This is a genomic window from Peribacillus sp. N1 (assembly GCF_054600815.1).
This window is the reverse complement of the sequence record NZ_BAAHZO010000002.1, coordinates 644,774-670,964: the sequence shown is the minus strand read 5'-3', so window position 1 is coordinate 670,964 and position 26,191 is coordinate 644,774. Positions and strand designations below refer to the sequence as shown.

Genomic DNA, 26,191 nt, shown 5'->3' with positions numbered 1-26,191 from the left:
TTAAATTTGTCCCCCGCTGGAATAATTCGACCTACCAAATTCGACCCCTGCTGGGGTTAATTCGACCTACCACCGATTTAATTCGACCCCCGCTGGAGTAATTCGACCTACCGCCGATTAAATTCGACCCACGTTGGAAATATTCGACCTATCCCTATTTAAATCGACCCATGAATCAAATATGTTTTACCCGGTGATTTCACTTTTATACAAAAAAGGCGCAGTGCCATTTGCACTGCGCTTTTTTTACATCAAGATGTCACTTCCTCTGAAGTTACTTTTGCATGCTGGATATGACTAGCTATCCAGCCAATGATCGCGGCAGAAACTAGATAGGCAAGTAGGATCCACATCTGCACCTGCAAGTTTTCCCAGCCGCCTAAGGAGATGACCTCTTGAAGTTCCTTTAGTGAATGGGCCATAGGTAAAAATTGACCGATTTTCGTCAATAGCGACATGCCCAGTTCGCCTGGGAATGTTCCTCCGCATGTAGCCAATTGGAACACGAGAAGGGTCACGGCCGCGAATTTTCCGACCACTCCGAATACGGTCACCAGCATAAGAATGAACGTCATGAAGGTAAATGAAACGATGATGCTAGATAGAATGAATACAGGGACACTTGCTACATGTAAATGGAATCCAAGCAGGACCACTGCATCCACTAGAACTGCCTGAATCAAGCCGATTACATATACGAGCATTAATTTATTCGTGAAATGAACGGTTCCGGTAACCCTAAGATTCTGCCTGCGGCCAAGCGGCAAGATATTGGAAGCCATGATGCCGCCTACATAAAAGGCCAAAGACAGAAAATAAGGGGCAATTCCGGTTCCATAGTTAGGAACTTCGGATAAATTGGATTGGACCAATTGCACGGGTTCAGAGAACATTGAAGTGGTCGAATCGTCGTACTGAAGACTAGCCGTTTTATCGGCAGCTTCATTAAGCTTGGAGGATAACTTGCTTGAGCCCGTTTCCAGCGAAGCCAGTCCTTCTTGTAGTTCCGTCGATCCACTGGCTAGCTGGCTGCTTCCGCCAGCTAGCGAAACGATTCCGGCATTTAAAGTGGAGAAACCATTTGTCCAATTAGAGAAACCATTCGCGAATTCTAGAGATCCCTCGTTTAATTGCTTGGCACCTGAGGTAGCTTGTGCCATTTTATCACCAAAGGCATTCATCCCGGTTTGAATGGTCTCTTGTCCATCAGCCACTTTTTCAGCACCTTCTCCCAATTGCCTTTGACCGGCATTTAAAGTGGCGGCTGTTTTGGATAAACCTTCTGATAGGGCAATGATCTGCTTGAAGTCTTGATCCTTTATTGCATCAGGATGACTTTTCGTATAGGCATCCAATTGTTTCTTAAGAGTATTCGCTGTATCGGCAGCCTGTTCTTGCCCTTGCATCAATTTTTTATTTCCGGCTGACCAGTCCTCAACACCCTGTCTTACTTCATTCATCCCACTTTCCAATGAGTGATGTCCATCCGATAGCTGCTTCATTCCGGAATACAAGTTCCGCGAACCTGATGTTAATCCTTTCGCACCATCAGCTAAGGCTTCTTGTCCATCCAAGAGCTTGGTGCTTCCTGTTTGCAGTTTCTGGGCGCCATCATTTAAATCCTGAATGCCATCATCCAATTTTTCACTGCCGCTTTTCGCTTCCGCCGTTCCTTGTTGAAGCTCTTCTGCTCCATCCCCGGCATTCGCCAAGCCTTTAGAAACCTCCTGAAATTTTGATAGGATGCCTTCAGAATAGACTTTCGTAATGCTTGCGTTGATTTTTGCAGTCATCTTTTCAACAGCAGTTGAGCTGATTTGTGAGGCAACGAAGTTTTTACCTGGATTGACAGTATACAAAAGTTTAGCTCTTTCCGGTTTTTCATCCATTAAAGTCGTGACATTTTCCGAAAAATCCTCCGGAATCGTGACAACCATATAATAGGTACCTTCTTCAAGACCTGTATTAGCCTTCTTTGCCGTGACAAAGTGAAAGTCCAATTCTTTTTGCTTTTTTAATTCTTTAACGAAATCATCTCCAGCTTGGACTGGCTTATCATCCATTTCCGAACCATTATCGAGATTGACCACTGCTACAGGGAGCTGATCCAACTGTCCATAAGGATTCCAATAGCCAGCCAAGAAGAAACCAGAGTAAATCAATGGAACGACCAAAAGGAAAATCAAGGCGATTCTCCCGTGTTTATGTTTCCACATTGCTTTAATATCTTGCAATACAAGTTGTAAACCTTTCATTATTGAGCCTGCCCTTTCTAAATAAGAGATTATTTCATGATAATGGCTTTTTTAGATACTGTATAATACATAATTGTTTATGTAATAATAGATTTAAATCTATGCGAAAAGAGTGGGAAAATGGAAATATTACAGCTGCAGTACTTTCAAACCGTAGCACGACTGGAACATATGACGAAGGCTGCGGAACAACTTCAAATAGCTCAGCCATCCCTCAGTAAAACCATATCCCGGCTTGAAGAGGATTTGGGTGTCGCACTTTTCGATAGGGAACACCGGAAAATCAAGCTCAATGCAGCCGGCCGAATATTCTTGAACCGGGTCGAACGCGCTTTTGCGGAACTGAATGAAGGAAGGCGCGAAATAGTGGAATTAGCAGATCAAGACCAAAAGAACATCACTTTGGCCGTTACCATTCCCAGGGTCCTGCCTGATTTATTGGGTGCATTTTTATCTCAGTACCCGGATGTCCGTTTTCAACAATTCCTAAAATCCATATCATCAATGAAGCAGCTTTTAATTGAAGGAGAAATCGATTATTGCATATCGTCCGTTCCGATCGAAGGACCAGACTTAAGGTGGGAACCGCTGATCACCGAAGAAATATACTTGATCGTGCCTCCCAATCACCGGCTGGCTGGCAGGGAAAGCATAACACTCAAAGAAGTGAAAGATGAACCGTTCATCAGTATGAATACAGGCTTCGGGTTCCGCAGCCTAACCGACCAATTTTGCCTCGAAGCGGGATTCGTCCAGCACATCGCCTTCGAAGGAGATGAACCAGCTGTCATCTCGGACCTTGTCAGGAAAGGGTTGGGGATCGCCTTCGTATCCGAATTGACATGGCTTCAACAAACCGGATCATTATCCCATAAAATTCGAATAACAGAACCTGTTTGTCAAAGAACAATAGGGCTTGGCTGGTCAGAAAAACGCTACTTCACCTCAGTAGCCAAGCAATTTCGGTTATTTGTCATGGATTACTTCGCTGCCGTCAATTCCGCTAGGCTAAAGGATAAATAAATGTGGTAAAGGTCGAATAAATCGCCGGTTAGGGCGAATAAATGGGTGAAGGCATAAAAAGTATAATTTAATTATAGAGAACATAGTATTCTAGGAGGTTTTTATTAAATATATCGGGTTCAAAATGACGAATCCGATCCTAGGAGATGAATGGAGATGGAAATACGGGTTAATCAAATTGAGTTTAATGGCCTCACGGTTCAATATCGGGAGAGCGGGGATGTTTCTGCACCGCCGCTTGTTGTTCTTCACGCGCTGGGGAAAAGTGCAGATTCATGGGATCAAGCGGCTGCCGCATTAGGAGAAAATTATCGTGTTTTAGCCTTAGATCAACGGGGCCACGGTGGGAGTGCGAGAACTAATACATACACTTTTGAATTGATGTGCGATGATTTGCTTCATTTTGCGGATGCGCTTAATTTGGGAAGGTTTTCGCTAATGGGGCATTCCATGGGGGGAACAGTTTCCTATCTGTTCTCGCAAACTTATCCTTCGAGGATAGATAGGTTGATTGTCGAAGACACGCCTCCTCCTTTTTCGGATAAGCCAATGGAGGTTCCTTCCAAACCAGCTGTCCCACTGCCGTTTGATTGGCAGGTAGTGCCTTCGATTCTACAGCAGCTTAATGAACCCGATCCCAAATGGTGGGCGCGCCTTACCGATATTATGATGCCGACGCTTGTTATAGGGGGCGGGTCGAGCCATATTCCCCAAAACAAATTGCAGGAGGTTTCCGAGCTTATTCCGAATTGCGAATTGGTGACGATAGAGGATGCCGGACACTTTGTCCATGAAGATAATTTACCAGCTTTCTTGGCTGCCGTAACAAGGTTTCTTTCCAAAGGACAGGCGTTTTAATAGGCTTAAGAGGGTTGCCGATGCAGCCCTCTTATTCCTGCTTAAAATGTATGGTTTATTTTAAAGACGGAATTTACCGATTTATTATTCAGGATTTCAAGCAACTGTTCAGCCATATAGCCAGCGCTATATTTAAAGCCAGTGTTGACCCATTCGATGATCATGCCTAATATCGCATACGCTTGGTAGCTGGAGGCAAGTTCTATATTGATCTTAGGGTTCGGCCGGTAATCTTCCAGGTCCTCCAATGGAAGTTTCTTTAACTCATTACAAATCCTTTCCAGTAATGTAGGCCATGCATTCGTCTTTAGGATAAGGGTATAAATGTTTGCATAGTTAGCTACATGTTCAAATATTTTGATGACTGAAGCGGTTAGTTCATTGATGGTGAAAGTATCAACGTTCTTATAAGGTTCCCGGTAAGATATGATCAAATCCGCAATGACATCTTCCATGACCTCTTCAAGCAGTTCCTCTTTGTACTGATAGTGTTTATAAAATGTACCCCGATTAAGGTCGGCGAGTTCTACAATGTCAGTAATCGATATATCCCTGAAATCCTTATTTTGCATTAATGATATGAGGGATTCTTTCAAAGCCATTTTGGACTTCCTAATCCTTCTATCAATCCCAGTGTTATTATCAGTCATTTTCTCCACCCTTTGCCCGTTATTGTGCTTTTAATGAACATAATGACCACTTTCTGTTCATTGTTCAACATCGAGGTCATCATTTGCTGATTGTATAAGCCTACTGAAACTAATTATACTATAAAGGAAGGTAGTTAATGAACATCTGTACAATAAGTATCACTTCACTAGAATGAATGGGGGAGTTCATAATGAAATTACAAGACAAAGTTGCAGTAGTGACAGGTGCAGCATCAGGCATGGGAAAACAAATTGCTATAGATTATGCTAGAGAAGGTGCGAAAGTCGTCGTATCGGATTTAAATCTTGATGGTGCGAACGAAACGGTAGAAGAAATAAAAGCGAATGGCGGAATAGCCTTTGCCATTAAAACGAACGTGGCGGTGGAGGAAGATATTCAACATTTGATCGATACCACGGTCAGTACTTACGGTACGGTGGATATTTTGGTGAATAACGCGGGTATCATGGATGGCATGGAACCGGCTGGAGACATTGAAGACTCTAGATGGGATCGGATTTTTGCCATTAACACGACTAGCGTCATGCGTTCGACTAGAAAGGTGTTGCCGATCTTTTTAGAAAAACAAAAAGGGGTCATCATCAATATTGCTTCTGCTGGCGGTTTGTACGGTGCTCGAGCAGGTGCAGCATACACTGCCTCTAAGCACGCAGTCGTTGGATTCACAAAAAACACGGGCTTTATGTATGCCAATAAAGGGATTCGCTGCAATGCAATAGCACCAGGCGGAGTTGAAACCAATATTGGTTCCAGCATGACGAATATCAATGAGTTTGGCTTCTCTCGCCAACAATTGGGTATGGCTATCAATCCACGCAATGGTAAACCTGAGGAAATCGCTAAAGTGGCATTATTCCTTGCTTCAGACGATTCCAGTTTTGTTAATGGTACTGTCATCACCGCAGATGCTGGTTGGAGTGCATATTAAGCCCGTAAATTAAAAAGAATGGTCAAGAACTTAGTGACTGATATATGCATTCCTGCTAGTTAGCAGGGATGCATTTTTTTGAGTGGAGCATAGGCAGGAGCATTGTAGGGGGAATTTGGTTAGCCAGACAATTTGTTAGAGGAAGTTTCTACTTCATTCGGTAGTCCTGACATTGTCATTTCAATCGAAAGTGGATAAGTGGGGGCTGGATAGTTCGAACTACTATCCAGTTTTTCTCTCAAAAAGAATTATGCTATCAATTGGATTTAAAAGATAAGTTGAACTCTGAAATCTTGGAAGCAAAATAGGTTCCCAGAAAAAATCCACTTTCCCTATGAAATTGGATCACTGAGTGATCCATCTGTTTGCTGCGATACCTCTCAAACGATATATTAATTGGCGTGAGAATATTGAAGGACTTTCTGACGGACGTAATCAAGGTGTTTGTACATTTGGCTAAATGCTTCATGCGGATCATGTGCTGCAAGTGCCGCATAGATGGCTTTATGATACTTTACAGTCAGTTCCCGTTCTCTGAATTGAATCAGGCTATTAATTTTATTATGTGTAATCAATAAAGAATCGATCATGCCTTCAATAATGGGATTGTTTGCACTTAAAGCTATGATCTTGTGGAATTCTTTATCGGCCTCTCCATAATCGTTGTCTTCACTATTGGCAATCGTCTCAATCGTAACTTGCAGTTTCTCCAGTTGTTCGTCTGTGATCTTCTCGGCAGCCATCGTTACTAATCCTAACTCCAAAGCCATTCGCGCTTCGATGATCGCTGGTAAATTATCTGTAGCCAGCGCCAGCATGACAGAGAATGGATGTGTACCGATTTTATCGTTAAAAAAGGTTCCTTCACGTGTTTTTCGAGTAATGACACCTAGTGTATCAAGTGCACTGAGCGCCTCACGTAAAACAGGCCTGCTTACTTCAAGTTCTTTCATAAGTTCCATTTCAGGAGGCAGTTTGTCGCCCGCTTTCATTTGTCCGCTGACGAGCAGATGCACAATTTGATCAACGACTTGTTGTGAAAGAGTGTTGCGATGTACCGATTGTACGCCTAATTTCTTTGACGATTCTTCCATTGTGTAACCCCTTTTCTGTTAAATCCTATATGTATTCCTACTGTAAGACTAATTATATAATATAATACACTTATTTGCATGTGAGTATGAGAAGACCTACGTCCAAAAAAAGTAAAATGCGCCTCTCTAAAGAGAGAGACGCACGCAATGTAGGAAAAAAATCATCTCACAAGGCAAGGAGATTTTGGATTGAACTTCCATCCGGAAACCAGGTATTGCATCGCCATTGAATCATCACGGGCACCAAGTCCTTTTTGTTTATAAAGCTGGTGTGCCTTCTCGATTTGATCCATATCCACTTCAATTCCAAGTCCAGGTTTTGAAGGGACATCGACCATACCGCCGACAATTTTAAAAGGTTCTTTCGTCAAACGCTGCCCATCCTGCCAAATCCAGTGGGTATCGATTGCAGTGATTTTTCCTGGTGCGGCTGCTGCAACGTGTGTAAACATGGCAAGTGAAATGTCAAAGTGATTATTCGAGTGTGATCCCCATGTCAATCCCCAGTCGTTGCACATTTGAGCGACACGGACGGAGCCCTGCATCGTCCAAAAATGCGGATCGGCAAGAGGGATGTCCACGGATTGAAGTTGAATGGAGTGCCCCATTTGCCTCCAGTCCGTTGCAATCATGTTCGTAGCGGTTGGAAGGCCCGTTGCACGCCTGAATTCCGTCATGATTTCCCGGGCGGAAAAACCATTTTCCGCTCCGCATGGATCTTCCGCATAAGCTAAAACATGATGCTGATCCCTGCAAAGTTTAATCGCATCCTCAAGCAGCCAGCCGCCATTTGGATCAAGCGTGATCCTGGCTTCAGGGAAGCGTTCCGCAAGTGCCGTCACCGCTTCGATTTCTTCCTCCCCGCGTAAAACCCCGCCTTTCAATTTAAAATCATTGAATCCATAGCGAGAGTGGGCGGCTTCTGCCAAGCGGACAATCGATTCGGGTGTCAGCGCTTCCTCATGACGGAGGCGAAGCCAGTCATTTTCCGCTTCCGGTTCGCTTAAATAACCAAGATCTGTTTTATTGCGGTTACCTACATAAAATAAGTAGCCCAGCATTTCCACCTTATCACGCTGCTGTCCTTCACCGAGAAGGGCTGCGACAGGAACACCTAAATATTGGCCAACTAAATCAAGAAGTGCCGCTTCCAATGCTGTTACGGCATGAATGGCAATACGGAGATCGAACGTCTGAAGGCCGCGCCCTCCAGCATCGCGGTCCCCAAACTGCTTACGGATGGTATTCAGAATGTTGTTGTAGGTCCCAATGGACTGGCCGACAACCAATTGTTTGGCATCTTCTAGAGTTTGGCGGATTTTTTCGCCCCCAGGAACTTCACCTACACCTGTATTACCCGCATTGTCTTTTAGAATGACAATGTTCCGGGTGAAATATGGAGCATGGGCACCACTTAAGTTCAGCAGCATGCCGTCATGGCCCGCAACTGGAATAACGCTCATTTCAGAAATTACCGGTGTGCCGATTTTTACATTATCCTTAAGCAATTGATTGTTCATAATTTTTCCCCCTACTAGAATAATTAGTTGATTATGATTTTAACTCTACACGTTTAATTTCACCAACCAGGAATAAGTAACTTAAAATAGCGACAAGAGCATTGGCACATACGAAAACTAGCGCCCCATTGAACGACCCTGTCGTGGCAATGATATATCCGATGATGATCGGTGTTGTAATGCCGGCAATGTTACCGAATGTGTTGAAAAGCCCGCCGCTGACACCGGACATTTCTTTTGGTGAGGTATCGGCCACAACCGCCCAGCCTAATGCCCCAAATCCTTTACCGAAAAACGCAAGGGCCATAACGAAAATGACAACCCATTCCGTATCTACATAGTTTGCTGCTACCAAGCTCATCGATAGAATCATCCCAACAACAATTGGCATTTTTCGGGCGACAGTCAATGAGAATCCCTTCCGTAACAAGAAATCCGAGAATGTACCTCCGAGAATACCGCCAAAAAATCCACAAATGGCGGGAAGGGAAGCGACGAATCCAACTTCAAGAATGGTCATGCCTCTTTCTTGTACAAGGTACACAGGAAACCATGTCAGGAAAAAGTACGTTAACGTCGTAATGCAATATTGTCCTAGATAAACACCTAACAGCATGCGGTTTGATAAAAGCTGCTTAATATGATTCCAGTTGACGCCTTTCTTTTCTTCCTTATTTGCACTGGTTTGATCCATATTGATCAAAGCGCCGCCAGCTTCGATATATTCAAGCTCAGCTTTGTTGATACGAGGATGTTCTTTCGGGCCATAAATCGTTTTCAGCCAGATGAAAGCAACGATGATTCCTAAAGCACCCATAAAGAAGAAGACATATTCCCAACCAAATTTATACGTAATGTAACCCATGATCGGTGCAAAGAGAACGGTTGCAAAATACTGGGCGGAATTGAAAGTGGCAGCCGCGGTTCCGCGTTCATGGCTTGGGAACCATGTAGCGACGATGCGGCTGTTGGCCGGGAAGGAAGGCGCTTCTGCCAATCCAACTAAAAAACGCAGGCCGAACAATACGATGACAGCTGTTCCGGCAGAACCGAAAAAACCTAGAAACCCTTGTAAAAGCGTAAAGGCAGACCATAACGTGATACTCCAAAAGTAAACCTTTTTTGAGCCAAAACGGTCTAAAAGCCATCCGCCTGGAATTTGTCCTGCTACATAAGACCAAGCGAAAGCGGAGAAAACGTAGCCCATCATGACTGAATCGAGACCAAGCTGACCAGACATGTCCGTACCCGCAATTGATAGCGTCGCACGATCCGCATAATTCAGAGCAGTGACCAAAAAGAGCATAAAGACAATGAACCATCGTGTGCGTGTTTTTTTCTGGGCACTTGGTAGTTTAGGAGATGGTTGAAAAACTTTTTCTTCAGCGTTCATATACTCACTTCCTTAATCGTATTTAATTATATTTTCATTTGATACCGCTTACAATGTTAACTGTTTCCTCCTTCGTGAAAATTCTTAATATTTAGTTTTGTCCAATGGTAAGACAAATAAAATTGTTTGTCAATGGCTTTTTTTCGTAAATTATTTTTCTTTTTAGCTCCTTAATTATCGTGTTTTTTTGTATATAGTAGAAGTGAAATTATTGAGGTTTAAGGTAATGCTAGTTTTTTCAGAAAATAAAAAAAATACGATTGACCAGAAGGTCTATTTGTCTTACAATAAAACAATAATACACAAGGGGGAATAAATAATGAATAAGACTCGCAAGGCACCTAAAGGAATACTCGGATTTCCCGTGGCACCATTCACAACGAGTAATAAGCTTGATGAACAAGCACTCGCCCAAAATATCCAATTTTTATTAGATGAGGGACTCGAGGCTATTTTCGTGGCATGTGCAGCAGCGGAATATCCTTCGTTAAGTAAAGAGGAATATGAAGCGATGGTAGAGGTAGCCGTATCCGTCACGGCTGGAAAAGTACCTGTATACACAGGGGTAGGCGGGAATATTCAAACTTCCCTCGAACTTGCCAGAATATCAGCGGATAGAGGGGCAGACGGTTATTTAATATTACCTCCATATCTCGTTACTGGAGAACAGGCAGGTCTGGCTGCTTATTTCAAAACCATCGCAGAAAGTACAGACTTAAATTCCATAGTATATCAGCGTGATAATGTTTCATTTTCACTTTCAACTTTGGAAGCGCTTGCTGAGGTCCCGCAGGTGGTCGGCGTCAAAGACGGCCTGGGCAATATGGAGTTGAATGGACTCCTTACACAAACCTTCGGAAAACGTTTCGGCTGGCTGAACGGAATGCCGCTTGCGGAAGTTACCATGTCGGCCTACGTTCCACTTGGCTTTGACTCATATTCATCGGCGATATCCAATTACATCCCGCATATCTCACGAAAATTCTATAATGGCATTTTGAGCGGAGATCAGGAAACGGTCAATGAAATTTACCAACAGGTCATCATGCCAATCAACAATATTCGCCGTCAGAGAAAGGGATATGCCGTTTCGCTCATTAAAGCAGGTATGGAGATTATGGGAATGCCGGTTGGGCAAACAGTCAGATTACCAATTCTTCCGGTGGAAAAAGAACATTATGCAGAAATGCAAACGATATTAGAGAATGCTTTAAATCGTTTTCCAAAAGAAACACCAATTCAATCAATCTAATAAGGGTGGGGATTATATATGATAACTACAGTTCAAACAAAAACGTATCTTAACTATATTAACGGTGAATGGGTTGCTTCTATTTCAAATGAAGTTGAAAAAAGTTTAAACCCGGCAGATAAACAGGCAATTGTCGGATATGTACAAAAATCTACCAAGGATGACTTGAACCTGGCTGTGGAAGCTGCGAAAAAGGCGAAAGAAAAATGGCGCAAACTAGCTGGTTCAGAGCGCGGGGAGTATCTATATAAAGCAGCGCAAATTCTTGAAAAGCGGATTGATGAAATCGCAGAATGTGCAACACGGGAAATGGGAAAGACCTTTGCTGAAACAAAAGGGGAAACGGCACGTGGCATTGCGATCCTGAAATACTATGCAGGAGAAGGAATGCGTAAAGTGGGGGATGTCATTCCATCCACCGACAGTTCAGCGCTTATGTTCACGACGCGAGTCCCGCTTGGCGTTGTGGGCGTCATAACACCTTGGAATTTCCCAATCGCCATCCCAATTTGGAAGATGGCTCCTGCTCTCGTATATGGGAATACGATTGTGGTCAAGCCAGCCACCGAGACGGCCATCACCTGTGCGAAGATCATGGAGTGTTTTGAAGAAGCCGGTTTACCGGCGGGTGTAATCAATATGGTCACAGGACCGGGCAGTGTCATCGGGCAGGGCATCGCTGATCACGAAGATGTAAACGGCATTACCTTTACCGGCTCAAACGGCGTTGGAAAAAGGATTGGACAAGCGGCGTTAGCACGCGGAGCGAAATACCAGCTTGAAATGGGCGGGAAAAACCCGGTCATCGTTGCAGCGGATGCGGATCTTAATCTGGCTGTAGAAGCCGTCATTACAGGTGCGTTCCGTTCAACGGGGCAAAAATGTACCGCGACAAGCCGTGTCATCGTTGCAGCTGAAGTTTATGAAGAGTTCAAGCAGCTGCTGGTGAAAGAAACGAAAGGCATTTCCATCGGGGATGGATTGGACAGCGGAACATGGATGGGTCCATGTGCTAGCGAAAATCAATTGAATACGGTTCTTTCCTATATTAAAAAAGGAGTGGAAGAAGGCGCTGAACTTCTAATTGGCGGGAAGCGTGCTGAAGAAGGCCCTCAGGCAAATGGCTTTTATGTAGAGCCTACTATTTTTGATAACTGCACGTCAGATATGACGATTGTACAGGAAGAAATTTTTGGTCCGGTAATTGCTTTATTGAAAGCTGATTCAGTTGAAGAGGCCCTGCAACTTGCGAACAGCGTGGAATACGGCCTTAGTGCTTCGATTTTCACAGCGAATATCAAACATTTGCTTTCATTTGTTAACGATATGGAAGCGGGATTGATCAGGGTCAACGCTGAGAGCGCAGGCGTTGAATTGCAGGCGCCATTTGGCGGCATGAAAAACTCCAGCTCCCACTCCAGGGAACAAGGAGAAGCAGCAAAAGAGTTTTTTACATCCATTAAAACGGTGTTTGTAAAATAATAACCCTCTCGTGTATCTTTAGTGATGACTGTTTGCTTTTTTAGAATGAAGGAGTGGTAAAGTGGATACAAAAACGCAACTGACGGAGGTTCCGCTTTATATTAAGGTAAATAAGATTGATAATGTCGCCATCGTGGTTAATACGGGGGGCTTGGATCAAGGAACCGTTTTCTCTTGTGGGCTTGAATTGAAAGAAAGAGTACCACAAGGTCACAAAGTGGCTTTGACGGATATAGTCGAGAATGAAGCCATCATACGCTATGGGGAAGTTATCGGTTATGCGGCTGAATCAATCAGTAAGGGCAGTTGGATTGACGAGTCGTTGGTGATACTGCCGGCTTCTCCAGATTTAAAGGCATTACCGGTAGCAAATGATATACCGAAAACTTTACCCCCACTTGAAGGGTATACATTTCAAGGATTCCGCAATGAAGATGGCAGTGTTGGAACCAAGAATATATTAGGCATTACAACTAGCGTTCAATGTGTTGTTGGCGTTCTGGATTTTGTCGTGAACCGGATAAAAAAAGAGCTACTCCCGAAGTATCCCAATGTTGATGATGTTTTCGCCATAAATCACAACTATGGGTGCGGAGTCGCTATCAATGCACCGGAAGCGGTTATTCCCATTCGCACGATACAGAACCTTGCGAAACACCCAAATTTCGGCGGGGAAGCCTTGGTAGTTGGATTAGGGTGTGAAAAACTTTCTCCAATGAGAATAAATCCAAGCGGGGATGATTCAGATATCATTTCACTTCAGGATCAGCAGGGATTTGCGGGAATGGTCCAATCCATTATGGAAATGGCCGAGGAACGTTTAATCAAGTTGAACCGCAGGCAGCGGGAGACATTTCCGGTTTCCGAATTAGTCATCGGTACGCAGTGCGGAGGAAGTGATGCCTTCTCTGGTGTGACAGCTAACCCTGCAGTAGGATATGCTACAGATCTGTTAGTTAGAGCAGGAGCAACCGTTCTATTCTCTGAAGTCACAGAAGTACGGGATGCGATTCATCTATTGACGCCTCGAGCGGTGAATGAAGAAGTAGGAAGAGCCTTAATAAAGGAAATGGATTGGTATGATAACTACCTTGCTTTAGGTGATGCTGATCGAAGTGCCAATCCGTCGCCTGGAAACAAAAAAGGCGGATTGGCCAATGTAGTGGAAAAATCATTAGGCTCCATTGCCAAATCCGGAGGCAGCCCCATTTCAGGCGTATTGGCTCCAGGTGAAAAAGCAACGGAAAAAGGGCTGATTTTTGCAGCTACACCAGCTAGTGACTTTGTTTGCGGAACACTGCAGCTCGCTTCTGGTATGCACCTTCAAGTTTTTTCAACTGGTAGAGGCACACCTTATAATCTCGCAATGGCTTCCGTCATCAAAGTATCTACACGAAATACATTGACAGAGCAATGGAAAGATCTGATCGATATAAATGCTGGAACTATAGCTACTGGTGAAGCAACGATTGAGGATGTTGGATGGGAAATATTTCACCTTATTTTGGAAGTGGCCAGCGGTAAAAAGAAAACCTGGGCAGAGCATTGGGGCCTGCATAATGATTTGGCACTGTTCAATCCTGCGCCAATTACTTAATAATGATTTACTGGACGGACTTCCTTTTAATAGAGGAGGTCCGTCCTTTTTTCTTCCAGAAAAGAGGACCGCTGGACTATTAGCAGAAGTTATTAATGAACGTTTGGTTTTCATCATGACGAGATACTGAAGTACATATCAGGAGGGAAAGCATGGTCACATTCAGGAATGCGACGGCAAAAGATTTAAGTGAAATAGTACAGATGCTTGCGGATGATGTTTTGGGGAAGGAAAGGGAGCGCTATGAAAATCCCCTTCCTGAAAGCTATATAAAAGCATTTGAATCCATTGATGCAGATGGAAATAATGAATTGATCGTAGCATGTCTTGGTGAGGAAATCGTTGGGGTACAGCAAATCACGTTCACTCCTTACATTACCCATCAAGGCGGTTGGAGAGCTACGATCGAAGGGGTTCGGACGGCATCTACAGAACGAGGGAAAGGTATTGGAAGCAAGTTGATTCAATATGCGATTGACCGTGCAAGGAAGCGGGGCTGCCATATCATTCAGCTGACGACCGATAAAAAGCGGGAAGAAACGTTGCGTTTTTATGAACGTTTAGGATTTAAAGCCACTCATGAAGGCATGAAAATGAAGCTTTAAATTCACGGTCTTTTGTCCCCTTTTTTTGTGCACAACAACTTGTCTGGTATTATATGTTAAAATTATTCGTGAGATATTAATAGATGTATAGGATTTAAAAACTTATGAAAGGGTGAGCTCGATGGAAAACGAAGCATGTATTCAGAAGAGGTATGGTGTAATCAGTTTTACTTCATTCATCATTGGAATCGTTTGCTTTTTTACTGTTTTTATTACACCTATCAGAATCGCAAATTTCGGGAGCCTGACGGGTGATTATATCACATTTTTCCTTACGATTACCGGTATCGTCCTATCTGTCATGGGAATTTTGAAGAAAACGGAGAAAAAAGTGATTTCTATCGTTTCTTTGGTTTTTTCCTCATCTTTCTTTATATTTTGGGTTATCGTCATCACTTTGCTGTTAACTGGTGAAATAGAATGGCCACGTAGATCAAATTAGCAGTTGCAGTGATAGAGTTTAATGAGTTTTGCTTGAAGATAGTTTGGAGTTGAACCAATTGAACCTTTCGTGATGCTCAGGGGAGCTGAAAAATAGAATGGAGAATCATAGAATGAATGTCAAAGCGGAGTTATATTGGAATGAATTTTGGCAAGGGAAAGAAGAAGAAAAACCCCAGTCAGTCAGTGCGTGGCAATTCGGGGCCGATCCCGATCAATTGGCTCGATTAGTGATGGACGGGATAAAAACGGCTACATGCTCTGGGTATGTTTTTTATGAAGAAGAAAATGAACCATTACCATCCGTGGGTGATTACAGCATAATTTTAAGCGGTGAGGATGAGCCCTTAGCCATCATCCAAACAGTGAAAGTCGAAGTATTGCCCATGAATGAAGTGAGCGAAGAGTTTGCAATTGCAGAAGGGGAAGGCGATCGAACATATACATACTGGTGGGACGCACATGAAAAATTTTTTAAAGAAGAACTGGACAGAATCGGACACACCTTTCAAGTAGATATGCTGCTAGTGTGTGAGCGTTTTGAATTGATTCATGTAAAGTGATTGTAGACGGCTAGCAATAAGTGCTTTCTTTCAGTGATTTGCTATAATAGGTCATTGGATTAAAAAACTTATAGAAAGATAGGTATTTGCATGAAAAAGAAACTGATATTCATTGGATTGGGAATCCTGGTTGTTTTCCTGCTATTGTTTGGTACGTATAAATTAATGAATTCAAGAACATATCAGTTATTCGATGGATTAACGGATAATGTCGAGACGAATGAAAAAGTGGTCGCTTTGACTTTTGATGATGGCCCATCGAACAATGTAAATCAAATCCTTCCGTTATTGGATAAATACGATGTAAAGGCTACATTCTTCCTGATTGGTAACGAAATCGAAAAGTATCCAGAGGAAGCGGGTAAAATAGCGGAAGCAGGACATCAGATTGGCAATCACACGTATTCCCACAGGCGAATGGTTTTTAAATCGCCCTCTTATATCAAGGCCGAAATCGAGAAAACGGATACATTAATTCAAAACTCCGGATATAAGGGTGAAATTGATGTCCGGCCGCCAAACGGGAAAAAAATCTTAGGTTTGCCTTATTATTTAAATAAAAATGATAGAGAGACCATTACTTGGAATCTGGAACCAGATAGCTATTACACTTCAGCTTCTGACAAAGTGAAGTATGTGAAGGAAAATATAAAACCAGGTTCGATCATCCTGATGCATCCGATGTACGATGATACGGGTAAAGAACTTCAAGCGATTGAAGGGATCTTACAAGAGTTAACGAACGAAGGGTATAGGTTTGTAACGGTCAATGAACTTCATGAAATGTAGTTTCATTTTTCGTCCAGACGATTTTCGAAGAATCGGGTTGCTGCGGCAGCCCTTTTTTATTTGATATACAGAATAGTACAAAACATGGGCTGCATATTGTTTCTTAATGGAAGGTCGTTGTTAGGGCATGCATTCGCATGAATTTTTCCTTAGTGGAAATAAAGCTATTAAAATGGGGCTGGTTACTTGTATCGGAATAAAAACACCGCTCTGATCATGATTTTATGTATCCTGTTATTCCTATTTCTTGTGGTGCTCATTTTTCGCCACATCACGGTATACTTCGTGTATAGCTCGGGCATCGGCCCGTTATTGCTTATCGGGGTAATGGTTTTTGCTATCGTTATGCTTTTTTTCAAAGGATATAAATAATCGAGTCTGTCTACTGGTTTTAAGGATTTGTACAATTTGAACGTTGCTTTCCTCTCCAGGCACTCGCTTTCCGCGGGCGGTCCGGGAGTCTCCTGGACGCGCTTTTCCCGCAGGAGTCTCGTTCCTTACGTTCCAACCAACTTGGTTTTTAAATTTAGATAGAACCCCTTTTGTCTACAAACTGAGGCTGCTGCGCAGCCTTTTTTTGTTTCTATGTATAGAGATACATAAAAAAATATAAAAATCAATAAAAAATTAACACTACTACATTAGTAATATATGGTAATATTTGAAATGGGATTATTTTCTTATAAATTATAATCAGGGGTGATATGTACGTGGAGTTTTTTACTAAGTGGGCGTTTAAGAACAAGGCTGCCGTTTCATTGGTAACCATATTTATTTTGTTGATAGGAGTTGTCAGTTATTTTAAACTGCCGATGGAATTTTTACCATCTGCCGATAATCCTCAAGTTACGATTATCACAATGGGTCAGGGCACTGATTCGAAAACGATGGAAGCACAAGTTACAGATCCAATTGAAAGAGCAGTTACGGGAGTTAAAGGAAAGAGTTCAATATACTCCACCACTGGAGATGGATTTTCAAAAGTAGATCTATTCTTTGAAGCCGGATCGGATATGAAACAAGCGAAACTTGATGTTCAAGAGGCTCTTGGCAGTGTAGCGCTGCCACAAAGCATGGCAAAGCCAACTGTTACACAGTTAAATACATCAATGATTCCCATCTCATTTGTAGCTGTTACTTTTAAGGATGGATTAACAGCTGAAAATATAGACTTTACCAAGAAAGAATTAGAGCCTCTGTATAAAGATATTAAAGGGGTTTCGGATGTACAGACATTTGGAATTTCGCAATCCGTTCTTTCAGTCAAAGTGGATAATGAAGAATTGGCTAAAAAGAAAGTCTCCATTCAAGATGTCATGAGCGTCCTTAACGGTCAGAATGCAGCTCTGGCCGTAGGCGAAAAAGTGATTGATGGGAAGGCAAGTAACATCAAGGTTATCGGTGATTTAACAAGTATTGAAAAATTAGAAGCGTTAAAGGTCACTCCGAATGTCGCACTTGGAGAGATAGCAAAAGTTGAAGAAGCGAAGGATGGCAACCTCATCAGTCGTTTTAATGGAAAGGAAAGCATTGATTTAAGCATTATCAAGGACAGTCAATCAAATGCGGTCACAATCAGTAAAGAGGTTGAAAAAGTAGCAAAAGAAATTAATGAAAAGTATAGCGACCAGAAATCGACCATTTATTTATCTACAGCTGATATGGTGGAGACTTCCGTTCAGACGATGGTAAAAGAAGTTCTGCTAGGTGCGTTATTCGCTACGATTGTAATCATGGTCTTTTTACGGAATGTAAGATCTACATTCATTACAATCGTATCCATACCGCTATCTCTTGGATTTACGTTATTTTTGCTGTCATTGTCGGGAGTGACGCTGAATATTTTGACGCTGGGCGGTGTCGCTGTAGCGATAGGGCGCTTGGTGGACGATAGTATAGTTGTTATTGAAAATATTTTCCGGAAAATGCAGCAGGAGAAGGTTTCAAAGGAATTGGTGATGGATGCAACGAAAGAGGTGGGAGTGGCGATAACAGCTTCAACCCTTACTACTGTAGCCGTTTTCTTGCCAGTTGCTTTATTGAATGGAGGGCTTCAAGAGTTTCTTCTTCCTTTCGCCTTGACGGTAACTTATTCTTTGCTGGCTTCTTTAATTGTGGCATTGACGGTTGTTCCGTTAATGAGCGCAGGATTGCTGAAAAGGACGGAGCTGCCAAAACATCGACCGGCCAAGCGTTTTACCAAACTGGTTACTTGGTCATTAAATCATAAATGGGTAGTCCTGATTATTGCGATGCTGTTGTTTGTCGGTTCCATTGGTACATATTTTGCCATGCCAAAAGGGGCGATTGATAATTCTTCAGCAGACTATGTCTCCGTGACATTAACTTATCCAAATGAACAGCCATATGAGAAAGTAAAGGAAAAAGCGATTGAACTCGAAGAAACGATGCAGGATATGAGTGAAGTGGATAATATTTTCATGCAATTAGGAAACTCAGCCGAGACGGCCCAATATGGAGCAGTCACATCACCTACAGAAGCAACTTTCGGCATCCTCGTGAAGGATAAAGCAAATGTAGATTCAATCCTGGAGAAAATGGAAAAGGAACAAGAAAACTATCCTGATGCGAAGCTTACGGCGCAAGCCTCTTCATTTATGATGGGGGCATCAAAGACGAACATTACGATAGATGTGATCGGCAGTAATGTTGAAGATTTGGAACTGACGGCCAATAAGGTCAAAGAAAGTATTCAGGATATTAAAGGAATCGAAGAGGTTACAACAAACCAAGACGAAAAGAAAACGATTTATTCATTCAAGGTAGATCCGGCTAAAGGCAATACAGAACAAATCGGTCAACAATTAGGTATCATGCTTAATAAAACTCCTATTGGCAATATAACCTTGCAGGATAAGCAGACACCTGTCGTCCTTGAACCCATCTTGGATCCTAAAAAACCAGAGGATTTAAAAAGTATCCCGATCATGACAGACGGCGGTCTAGCTCCGGTGTCTAAGGTTGCATCTTTAAATAGTGAAGAGAGTGCAACAACGCAGTTCCATAAAGATGGAGAAACGTATCTTCAATTAACGGCAACGGTCGATCCGACTAAGCTTTCCGATATTGCAAGCAAAATAAATCTTGAGATATTTGGAGATAAAGAGAACAAAGGACTTGATATTCCGAATGATGTAGAGATTTTAGTCGGCGGGGCCAGTGCTCAGCAGACAGATGATTTTTCCGATTTATTCCTTACGATGTTAATATCGATCGGCATCGTCTTTTTAATCATGGTAATAACATTTAAATCAATCAAAGCACCGATCGCCATTCTATTTTCCTTGCCATTCGCTGCCATTGGAGCGGTATTAGGATTGGTTATCAGTCGAATCCCAGTTGACATTACAGCACTGCTGGGTGCTCTCATGTTAATAGGAATTGTTGTGACAAACGCGATTGTGCTTCTGGATCGAGTCAAACAAAACGAAGAAAAAATGATCATCCGTGATGCGATCGTCGAAGCGACGGCTACAAGATTCCGTCCGATCATAATGACGGCTGTAGCAACAATTTGTGCCATGCTGCCGCTTTTATATAAAAAAGCGGAAACAGGAAGCTTGGTTTCACAAAGTTTAGCGATCGTTGTCATTGGCGGGCTAGCTGTGTCTACACTGCTCACACTTATCGTCATTCCATGTATATACGAATTACTATACTATAAAAAATCGAAAAAACAGAGAAGGAAAAAGAAAGAACCCGTTAACGAACAAATCGAGATGTAGGTAAGCTTAATAAAAAAGTTTGTAGAGAAAAGCAACATTTTCTTTACAAACTTTTTTTCTTTTAAAATAATGGTTGACTTTCCTCTAACCTGTAACTAAAATGATTACAGCAGGTGGTAAAACAATTGCCGAAAGCTATCGACTACTGAATGCCATGTTCTTATATTAATATTTTTTTTGCTTTGTATTGTAACTATTACGGTTACAAGTTGAGCTGATAATGAAAAGTGAGGGAATATATTATGACAGTGAAAATTAAAGCGTATTCTGATTTTATTTGCCCATTTTGTTTTTTAGGTAAAGGTCCTTTGGACGAAATCGTGAAGGATAAGGATGTAGAAGTGGAATGGATGCCATTTGAATTGCGTCCGAGTCCACATGCCAAAATCGATCCATGGAAGGAACCCGATAAGTTGAATTCATGGGACTCTTACATTCTGCCTGCTGCGAAAAAGCTAGGGGTTGATATGCGTTTACCCCGTGTCTCCCCGCATCCATATACACATTTGGCATTCGAGGGCTGCCATTTTGCAAAGGAGCACGGAAAAGGGAACGAATTCCACAACAGAGTATTTACCGCGTTTTTTCAAGAGGAACAAAATATTGAAGATATTGAAGTATTGACAAAATTAGCGGGTGAAGTTGAGCTTCCTGTAGAAGACTTTAGAGAAGCGCTAGTGTCACGGAAGTATCGCGTAGTGCACCAACAAGCACTCAAACATGCCTATGAAGAAGCAGATATAAGGGCTGTCCCGACGTTTATTATTGGTGATGAAGTTATTCAAGGACTAGCCAGCAAGGAAAGGCTGGCGCAAGTCATTGAGAAGGTAGAAGCAAAAAATAAACGGAATGAATTTGATGGCTTGCAATGTGATGGTAAGGGGAATTGCCAATAACGTTTTACTGTCAGGCAAATACGGATTTACTACTGTAATGTCATTTCACGCCCCTCCTTAAAATAGGCTTGATTAATCTTTAGAGTACTTAAATATTACAGAATAACCCCTTTTATCAAACAATAAAGCCTTTTTTTTTACTGTTTAATATAAAAGGGGTATTTTAATGTAATTCTAGTTGAATTGTAGTAACAATATTAGAATTATCGACCCATAAATAAGCATTTTTACATTTATGCGAGAAATACCTAATGGCAAAAGTATCTTTTAAACAATCTTTTAAAGTCCAATTGTATAAGGAGAGCGAGATTATTGGCCCCTTTGATGTGTTTTTTAAATAAGCTAACACCTTATCGAACTCCATATCTTCGTATTTCTCTATAAATTCAGGTATTATCTTGTATGATTTTTGTGGTTTCCATTCATATTGTGATTTGCTAATTGTCCCATATAGATTTTTTATTATTGGATTTATGTGACTCGACCTGATCAAGGAGAGAGATTCTTGATTCGGCTTATTTAACATTATTTCTGATGGTACTTCGTTTTCTAATACAATCTTGGTGTTGTCAAAATGCATAATAATTTCTTCGATGACTTGATTATCAATTCTATCGACAAATAACGAAGTAACACTATTTTCATCTTGGCAACCCAACAGTAAAAAGAATTGAGTTAATAGTGAATATTTTTTTTCGAATTTTGAATTAGGGGTAAATTCCCTGATCTTGAAATCTGAAAAACTGTCTGTATTGTCTTCGAACTGATTATTAGCTTCATAAGGTTTCAACCATTCCATTAGTAGCCCACCTAGTGTTTTTTTTATTTAACCTCAAAATAACTATAACCATTTGCAATGGCTGAATAAGTTAAATTATTACATAGTGTATCATGGTTGTTTGTGAAAAATAGGCTTTTTTACCTAAATATTTTGGTTTTTAACTTGTTTTTTAGGACATTTATATTATTTTTAAGATGAGGAACGGACTGTTTAATATAATTACCGGAGGTAAATAATTGACAATGAGAATCATTTTCATTTATAGTGAGATGTGTAATGAAATTAATTCTCAATTAGGAAGGTGATATAGATGAAGGTATTCATTGGTTATGTCAGTTTATCCGGTAATACCGAGAAAATGGCTATAAACATAAAGAACAGAATGAAGGCTGTCGGCTGTGAAGTATATATGGAAAGATTGGATACTGTTGAAGTTGATGCTTTAAAGGATTTTGATTTGGCCTTTATCGGTTTATATACATGGAATCTAGAAGAGTTACCGTATGAAGCAAACGAGTTTTATGAAGAAATTGATCAAGCGGACTTTACTGGAGTGAAAGTTGCATTCTTTGGTGCCGGCGACCTGACCCATTCGAAACCCTGCGCCGGGATAGATATCCTTTCCAATAAAATGAAGCAATTTGGATTTGATGTATATGATCAAGTGTTGAAAATACACCATGAAAGCAGTACATACGAACAAATAAGCAAATGCGAAGACTTTGCAGAGCATGCCCTTATATGGGGAAGCAATAGGAAGAAGTGGAGATTCTTCATGTGGGATCGGATGCTAGGCAGCCCCAAATACCAAAAGTCTGTATTTTTGTTAAGGAGGGTCCTTGATGATTACCCAATTAAGTACAAAGGGAGAAGCAAAAAAAGAGGAACTTATACAAGAACTTCTGAAATTCGGGATTTTTAAAAAATATAATAAACAACTTTACGAGCTTCCGATAGTAGTTTTACAGAAGGAATTCAATCACTTGAGAGGTGAATTAAAAAATGTCTAGGAGAAGGAAATCATATACTGAACTTCTAAAAGAAAACCGCGAACTTCTATTGCATGACAAAATTGAAGTGGAACGCATCTATACAAAGATCGATCAAAAAGCCATCAAGGAAAAAAAGGGCGGTAAGCAAGTACAATCATGACTGGTTAAAATTTGAACGTTGATTGAAACTTGGCACTCGCTTTCCACGGGTGGTCCCGCCCTCGGAGCTTTTTGCACCTGTGGGTCTTTTATGAAACCCCTACTAGATTGAAGAAATATGCGACACTCCTGACGAAAAACTGGCTAGCCGAGACCCCGGAGACGCTTGCGTCGAGGAGGCTTGGCAGACAGTCGGCGGAAAGGGAGCGGATTTCTGAAATCAACTGGAAGTTTTTTAAAACTTTAGGCAAACTGACTTTTCTTCAAGTTTGCCTGAAGCCTGAACCGAAATCCATTTTTGATTTCGGTTTTTTCTTTTGGGTCTGTTATTGAATGCTGTTGGTTTGCATATTCAACAAACCGTGCAGTTAGTTGAAGAAGAAGGTATTTTCCGGTTGGTTGCCGAATAAAAATCCTTTAGGTAAAACTTAGGGGGAGTGCAAATTGAAAAATGTAATAAATGGAATCAATCATTGGATAGGTTTTATACCTGAAGAGTTCAACCGGAGGACAGAAATAGAATTAAATCATCGACCAATGCCACACAAATGGTCCAAAAAAGAGATTTTAGGACATCTATGCGATTCTGCATTGAACAATATGAATAGGTTTATCAAGATTCAGTACGAAGAACAGCCATATGTTATACAACCATATAATCAAGACCAATGGGTATTGGTTCAGAATTATCAAGAGCGACCATTGGATGAGATCGTTAACCTTTTTTGTTCTTTAAATAAGCAAATCATACATATAATAACGAATACACCAATTGATAGATTATCTAATCTTTGTGATATAGGAAATAATCAACTAAAATCATTGGAGTGGCTAATAAAAGATTATCTAGAACATATGGAACATCATATTAACAATCAAATCCTAATTTGAAAATAGTGATCTATAGGTCACTATTTTTTTCAATTTTTCACTTTTCGTAACAGCTTGTCATGAAGTTTGGACAAGGTGAACAATACAAGGATAGAGGCGATTAAAGTTAATGACATATCCCATTGTGCGTCCCAAATATCACCTTGTGTTCCTAAAAATTCTTTTGAAGCTTTTCCGCCTTTTGAAATGATGGCAGCTATCCATTCTATGATTTCATATAGTGCTCCGATGGCAAGCGCAAAACTTAATGTAACAGCAAATAACCACGGTCCTTTTGTTAGAGGGGTTTTACGTATTAGTATTTCTCTAATCACAATCGCAAATAAACCTTTTAGGAAATGCCCGAACCGATCATAATGGTTCCGGTTTAAATCGTAATGATCTTTTAGCCAATTAAACAGGGGGACTTTTGAGTACGTATAATGGGCACCGATGAACATGGTGATTGAAAGAACGGCAATAACGAAATAGGATAATGTAGTGAGGCGGAATTTATTATATGTAGCAAGTACATAGATCAGAAACACAACGGCAGGAAGTACTTCCATTGTCCATATCAAGTATCCTTCAGGCTTAATGACTGACCAAATAAAAACGGCAGTGACTAGCAATAGTAATAATAAATGAATCAGTGTACTTTTATCTCTTCCCAATTTTTTCACTCCATTAAATTTATCAGTTGATAGAATCAAACAGTTTGTGTATGGATAAAACGCTTTATACTTTCATTTAAATCATTAGCCGCTTTTGTAGGGATCTGATGCTTTGCATGATCAATGAATTTTAATTCCGTGCATGGCAATTTTTCATGCAATAAATTAGCGTAATAATACAATGGTTTATCTTTTTTACCATAGATCAATAAAATGGGCAGGTTGATTTTCTCAAGCTGATGGGTACAGTTATAATGCAAACTATAATGGTAATACTGCTCGATATTTCTGGCATCTCCTTTTAGGGCTTCATTAAACATTTTGTTGAACAACTTTTCGGTATTTGAATTGTTCCATGAAATGGAAAGCGCAAGTATTGGAACTGCATCTTTCTTGGCAAGTGATATTCCTAGAGAAATCTTTTGCTTTAAATATTTATCCCTCACTTCAGACATTCCACCTATAACAATGCCTCCTAGAGCCCTATCGGCACAACTCAGCAAATATTCCAATACGATAGATCCTCCGGTCGAGTATCCGCAAATGATTGCTTTTTTAATTTTCAAATGATCCAACAGATGTTTGATATCTTCTATGATCCGGGGATAAGTTACTGGCAGTCTTGAATACTGACTTCTACCGTGTCCCCTAATATCAAAGGTTATAACTTTGAATTCTTCGGATAATTCCTCCATTTGGTATTGGAAATTCACACTAGTCAGTACAGGAGGATGAATAAAAACAATAGGAACCCCTTTTCCCTTAACAGAATAATACAAGCTATTACCGTCCACATCTAACATGGGCATGAAAATTCACCTCAATAATCTTAAATCATTTTCAATCATTGAATGGCTATACTATTTAAAAAACAATTTAAGATAAGCGTTTGGATTTTATCGACATGAAAATAAATATCTTCATTTAAAGAGTGCTAATATCCCTCTTGAAAGAATTTTCCCTTTAAAACGTATTTTTATTACTAATTGTTTTGGTAACATACAATCTGAATTTTTGGTTTTTTTTTGAACAAGATATAAGAGTTCAGGAAATGAACAAAATATATAAAATAAGGTGATGTAAATGAGAGCAAACATGGATAAAATTTTACCAGTAGTCGCTTCGGTCGGAGTGGGTATCGCCACTTATCAAATGTTGAGTGGAAATGGCGGGAAAATGAAAAATATGGTGCCGCTTGCCACTAATTTGATGGGAATGGGAACAGGGATGCCAGGGCAGAATCAACAACAGCCAGAAAATCAATAAAAAAGAAAATCATCCCCTTTAGGGGATGATTTTGTTCAGACTGTAGACAAACTCGAAGAAAAGCGAGTTTGTCTGCAGTATTTTTCTTAAAAACGTTCCAGTCGATTTCAGAAATCCACTCCCTTTCCGCCGACTGTCTGCAAAGCAGCATCAAAGCAAGCAGCTGCGGTCTCAAATAGCCAGTAATTCGGCAGGAGTGTCGCAAATTTCTTCAATCCAATAAGGATTACAGTAAAAAACATGAAGGATAATCTAGTCTTATTTTAAATTTTAGGTAGAGCCCCATTTTGTTTTTATTCAAGTGTTTTCTTCCTGCCTACGAACAACATATGTAA

Annotated in this window: 26 protein-coding genes; 17 read left to right on the top strand and 9 right to left on the bottom strand. The window is 41.0% G+C overall.

Going from position 1 to position 26,191, the window contains the following annotated elements; genetic code table 11:
• Positions 1-251: 251 nt before the first annotated feature.
• Positions 252-2,255 (bottom strand): YhgE/Pip family protein, encoded by a 2,004-nt coding sequence (locus ACYP5M_RS11705; protein ID WP_459735070.1) that lies wholly within the window; start codon positions 2,253-2,255, stop codon positions 252-254.
• 120 nt (positions 2,256-2,375) lie between these two features.
• On the opposite strand from ACYP5M_RS11705, the gene ACYP5M_RS11700 reads away from it, so the two are divergent.
• A complete protein-coding gene (locus ACYP5M_RS11700) occupies positions 2,376-3,278 on the top strand; it encodes a LysR family transcriptional regulator (RefSeq protein WP_459735069.1) in 903 nt (300 codons plus the stop codon).
• 156 nt (positions 3,279-3,434) lie between these two features.
• Positions 3,435-4,136: an alpha/beta fold hydrolase gene (locus ACYP5M_RS11695; protein ID WP_459735068.1), complete on the top strand. Its 702-nt coding sequence runs from the start codon at positions 3,435-3,437 to the stop codon at positions 4,134-4,136.
• 41 nt (positions 4,137-4,177) lie between these two features.
• Here the strand turns inward: ACYP5M_RS11695 and ACYP5M_RS11690 are convergent, their stop codons facing one another.
• Positions 4,178-4,786 (bottom strand): TetR/AcrR family transcriptional regulator, encoded by a 609-nt coding sequence (locus ACYP5M_RS11690; RefSeq protein ID WP_434167688.1) that lies wholly within the window; start codon positions 4,784-4,786, stop codon positions 4,178-4,180.
• 191 nt (positions 4,787-4,977) lie between these two features.
• Here ACYP5M_RS11690 and ACYP5M_RS11685 point away from each other — a divergent pair, with 191 nt between their 5' ends.
• The gene (locus ACYP5M_RS11685; protein ID WP_434167687.1) at positions 4,978-5,736 is read left to right on the top strand and encodes an SDR family oxidoreductase; all 759 of its coding nucleotides are present in this window, start codon (positions 4,978-4,980) and stop codon (positions 5,734-5,736) included.
• A 392-nt stretch (positions 5,737-6,128) separates the two neighbouring features.
• Here the strand turns inward: ACYP5M_RS11685 and ACYP5M_RS11680 are convergent, their stop codons facing one another.
• From ACYP5M_RS11680 to ACYP5M_RS11670, 3 genes are all read right to left on the bottom strand, one after another.
• Positions 6,129-6,830 carry a FadR/GntR family transcriptional regulator gene (locus tag ACYP5M_RS11680; protein ID WP_101223161.1) on the bottom strand — a complete coding sequence of 234 codons (702 nt, stop codon included), beginning with the start codon at positions 6,828-6,830 and terminating at the stop codon, positions 6,129-6,131.
• A gap of 161 nt (positions 6,831-6,991) precedes the next feature.
• Positions 6,992-8,350, bottom strand: a complete 1,359-nt coding sequence (gene gudD / locus ACYP5M_RS11675) for a glucarate dehydratase (RefSeq protein ID WP_452444497.1) — start codon at positions 8,348-8,350, stop codon at positions 6,992-6,994.
• Between the two features lie 31 nt (positions 8,351-8,381).
• Positions 8,382-9,743, bottom strand: coding sequence for an MFS transporter (locus ACYP5M_RS11670; protein ID WP_101223159.1), 1,362 nt, complete (start codon positions 9,741-9,743; stop codon positions 8,382-8,384).
• A gap of 319 nt (positions 9,744-10,062) precedes the next feature.
• Here ACYP5M_RS11670 and kdgD point away from each other — a divergent pair, with 319 nt between their 5' ends.
• The 9 genes from kdgD to ACYP5M_RS11625 all read left to right on the top strand — a co-directional run bounded on the left by kdgD (position 10,063) and on the right by ACYP5M_RS11625 (position 21,114).
• Positions 10,063-10,995 (top strand): 5-dehydro-4-deoxyglucarate dehydratase, encoded by a 933-nt coding sequence (gene kdgD / locus ACYP5M_RS11665; RefSeq protein WP_101223158.1) that lies wholly within the window; start codon positions 10,063-10,065, stop codon positions 10,993-10,995.
• An 18-nt stretch (positions 10,996-11,013) separates the two neighbouring features.
• A complete protein-coding gene (gucD, locus tag ACYP5M_RS11660; RefSeq protein ID WP_101223157.1) occupies positions 11,014-12,477 on the top strand; it encodes an alpha-ketoglutaric semialdehyde dehydrogenase GucD in 1,464 nt (487 codons plus the stop codon).
• Positions 12,478-12,538: 61 nt separating this feature from the next.
• On the top strand, positions 12,539-14,074 hold the full coding sequence (gene garD, locus ACYP5M_RS11655; protein WP_427571569.1) for a galactarate dehydratase: 1,536 nt from the start codon (positions 12,539-12,541) through the stop codon (positions 14,072-14,074).
• Positions 14,075-14,226: 152 nt separating this feature from the next.
• Positions 14,227-14,679: a GNAT family N-acetyltransferase gene (locus ACYP5M_RS11650; RefSeq protein ID WP_101223155.1), complete on the top strand. Its 453-nt coding sequence runs from the start codon at positions 14,227-14,229 to the stop codon at positions 14,677-14,679.
• Positions 14,680-14,800: 121 nt separating this feature from the next.
• On the top strand, positions 14,801-15,121 hold the full coding sequence (locus tag ACYP5M_RS11645; RefSeq protein WP_101223154.1) for a hypothetical protein: 321 nt from the start codon (positions 14,801-14,803) through the stop codon (positions 15,119-15,121).
• Positions 15,122-15,233: 112 nt separating this feature from the next.
• The gene (locus ACYP5M_RS11640; protein WP_459735067.1) at positions 15,234-15,683 is read left to right on the top strand and encodes an ASCH domain-containing protein; all 450 of its coding nucleotides are present in this window, start codon (positions 15,234-15,236) and stop codon (positions 15,681-15,683) included.
• Between the two features lie 90 nt (positions 15,684-15,773).
• Entirely contained in the window at positions 15,774-16,472 is a 699-nt protein-coding gene (locus ACYP5M_RS11635) for a polysaccharide deacetylase family protein (RefSeq protein ID WP_459735066.1), read from the top strand.
• 710 nt (positions 16,473-17,182) lie between these two features.
• A complete protein-coding gene (locus ACYP5M_RS11630) occupies positions 17,183-20,218 on the top strand; it encodes an efflux RND transporter permease subunit (protein ID WP_459735065.1) in 3,036 nt (1,011 codons plus the stop codon).
• 242 nt (positions 20,219-20,460) lie between these two features.
• Positions 20,461-21,114 carry a DsbA family oxidoreductase gene (locus tag ACYP5M_RS11625; RefSeq protein ID WP_459735064.1) on the top strand — a complete coding sequence of 218 codons (654 nt, stop codon included), beginning with the start codon at positions 20,461-20,463 and terminating at the stop codon, positions 21,112-21,114.
• A 163-nt stretch (positions 21,115-21,277) separates the two neighbouring features.
• Here the strand turns inward: ACYP5M_RS11625 and ACYP5M_RS11620 are convergent, their stop codons facing one another.
• On the bottom strand, positions 21,278-21,913 hold the full coding sequence (locus tag ACYP5M_RS11620; protein ID WP_459735063.1) for a hypothetical protein: 636 nt from the start codon (positions 21,911-21,913) through the stop codon (positions 21,278-21,280).
• A 292-nt stretch (positions 21,914-22,205) separates the two neighbouring features.
• Here ACYP5M_RS11620 and ACYP5M_RS11615 point away from each other — a divergent pair, with 292 nt between their 5' ends.
• From ACYP5M_RS11615 to ACYP5M_RS11600, 4 genes are all read left to right on the top strand, one after another.
• Positions 22,206-22,817, top strand: a complete 612-nt coding sequence (locus tag ACYP5M_RS11615) for a flavodoxin domain-containing protein (RefSeq protein WP_459735062.1) — start codon at positions 22,206-22,208, stop codon at positions 22,815-22,817.
• Positions 22,738-22,905, top strand: a complete 168-nt coding sequence (locus tag ACYP5M_RS11610) for a Fur-regulated basic protein FbpA (protein WP_084786080.1) — start codon at positions 22,738-22,740, stop codon at positions 22,903-22,905. Before ACYP5M_RS11615 ends, ACYP5M_RS11610 begins: the two co-directional genes overlap by 80 nt.
• Entirely contained in the window at positions 22,898-23,047 is a 150-nt protein-coding gene (locus tag ACYP5M_RS11605) for an FbpB family small basic protein (RefSeq protein WP_459735061.1), read from the top strand. The genes ACYP5M_RS11610 and ACYP5M_RS11605 overlap by 8 nt, the downstream gene beginning before the upstream one ends.
• A 443-nt stretch (positions 23,048-23,490) precedes the next feature.
• Positions 23,491-23,937, top strand: coding sequence for a DinB family protein (locus ACYP5M_RS11600; RefSeq protein ID WP_459735060.1), 447 nt, complete (start codon positions 23,491-23,493; stop codon positions 23,935-23,937).
• Between the two features lie 29 nt (positions 23,938-23,966).
• Here ACYP5M_RS11600 and ACYP5M_RS11595 read toward each other — a convergent pair whose 3' ends face one another.
• Positions 23,967-24,599 (bottom strand): DUF2238 domain-containing protein, encoded by a 633-nt coding sequence (locus ACYP5M_RS11595; RefSeq protein ID WP_452444502.1) that lies wholly within the window; start codon positions 24,597-24,599, stop codon positions 23,967-23,969.
• Between the two features lie 26 nt (positions 24,600-24,625).
• Positions 24,626-25,399: an alpha/beta fold hydrolase gene (locus ACYP5M_RS11590; protein ID WP_434167676.1), complete on the bottom strand. Its 774-nt coding sequence runs from the start codon at positions 25,397-25,399 to the stop codon at positions 24,626-24,628.
• A gap of 286 nt (positions 25,400-25,685) precedes the next feature.
• Here ACYP5M_RS11590 and ACYP5M_RS11585 point away from each other — a divergent pair, with 286 nt between their 5' ends.
• Entirely contained in the window at positions 25,686-25,856 is a 171-nt protein-coding gene (locus ACYP5M_RS11585; protein WP_225989034.1) for a hypothetical protein, read from the top strand.
• Positions 25,857-25,963: 107 nt separating this feature from the next.
• Here ACYP5M_RS11585 and ACYP5M_RS11580 read toward each other — a convergent pair whose 3' ends face one another.
• A complete protein-coding gene (locus ACYP5M_RS11580) occupies positions 25,964-26,098 on the bottom strand; it encodes a hypothetical protein (RefSeq protein WP_452444503.1) in 135 nt (44 codons plus the stop codon).
• Positions 26,099-26,191 lie beyond the last annotated feature (93 nt).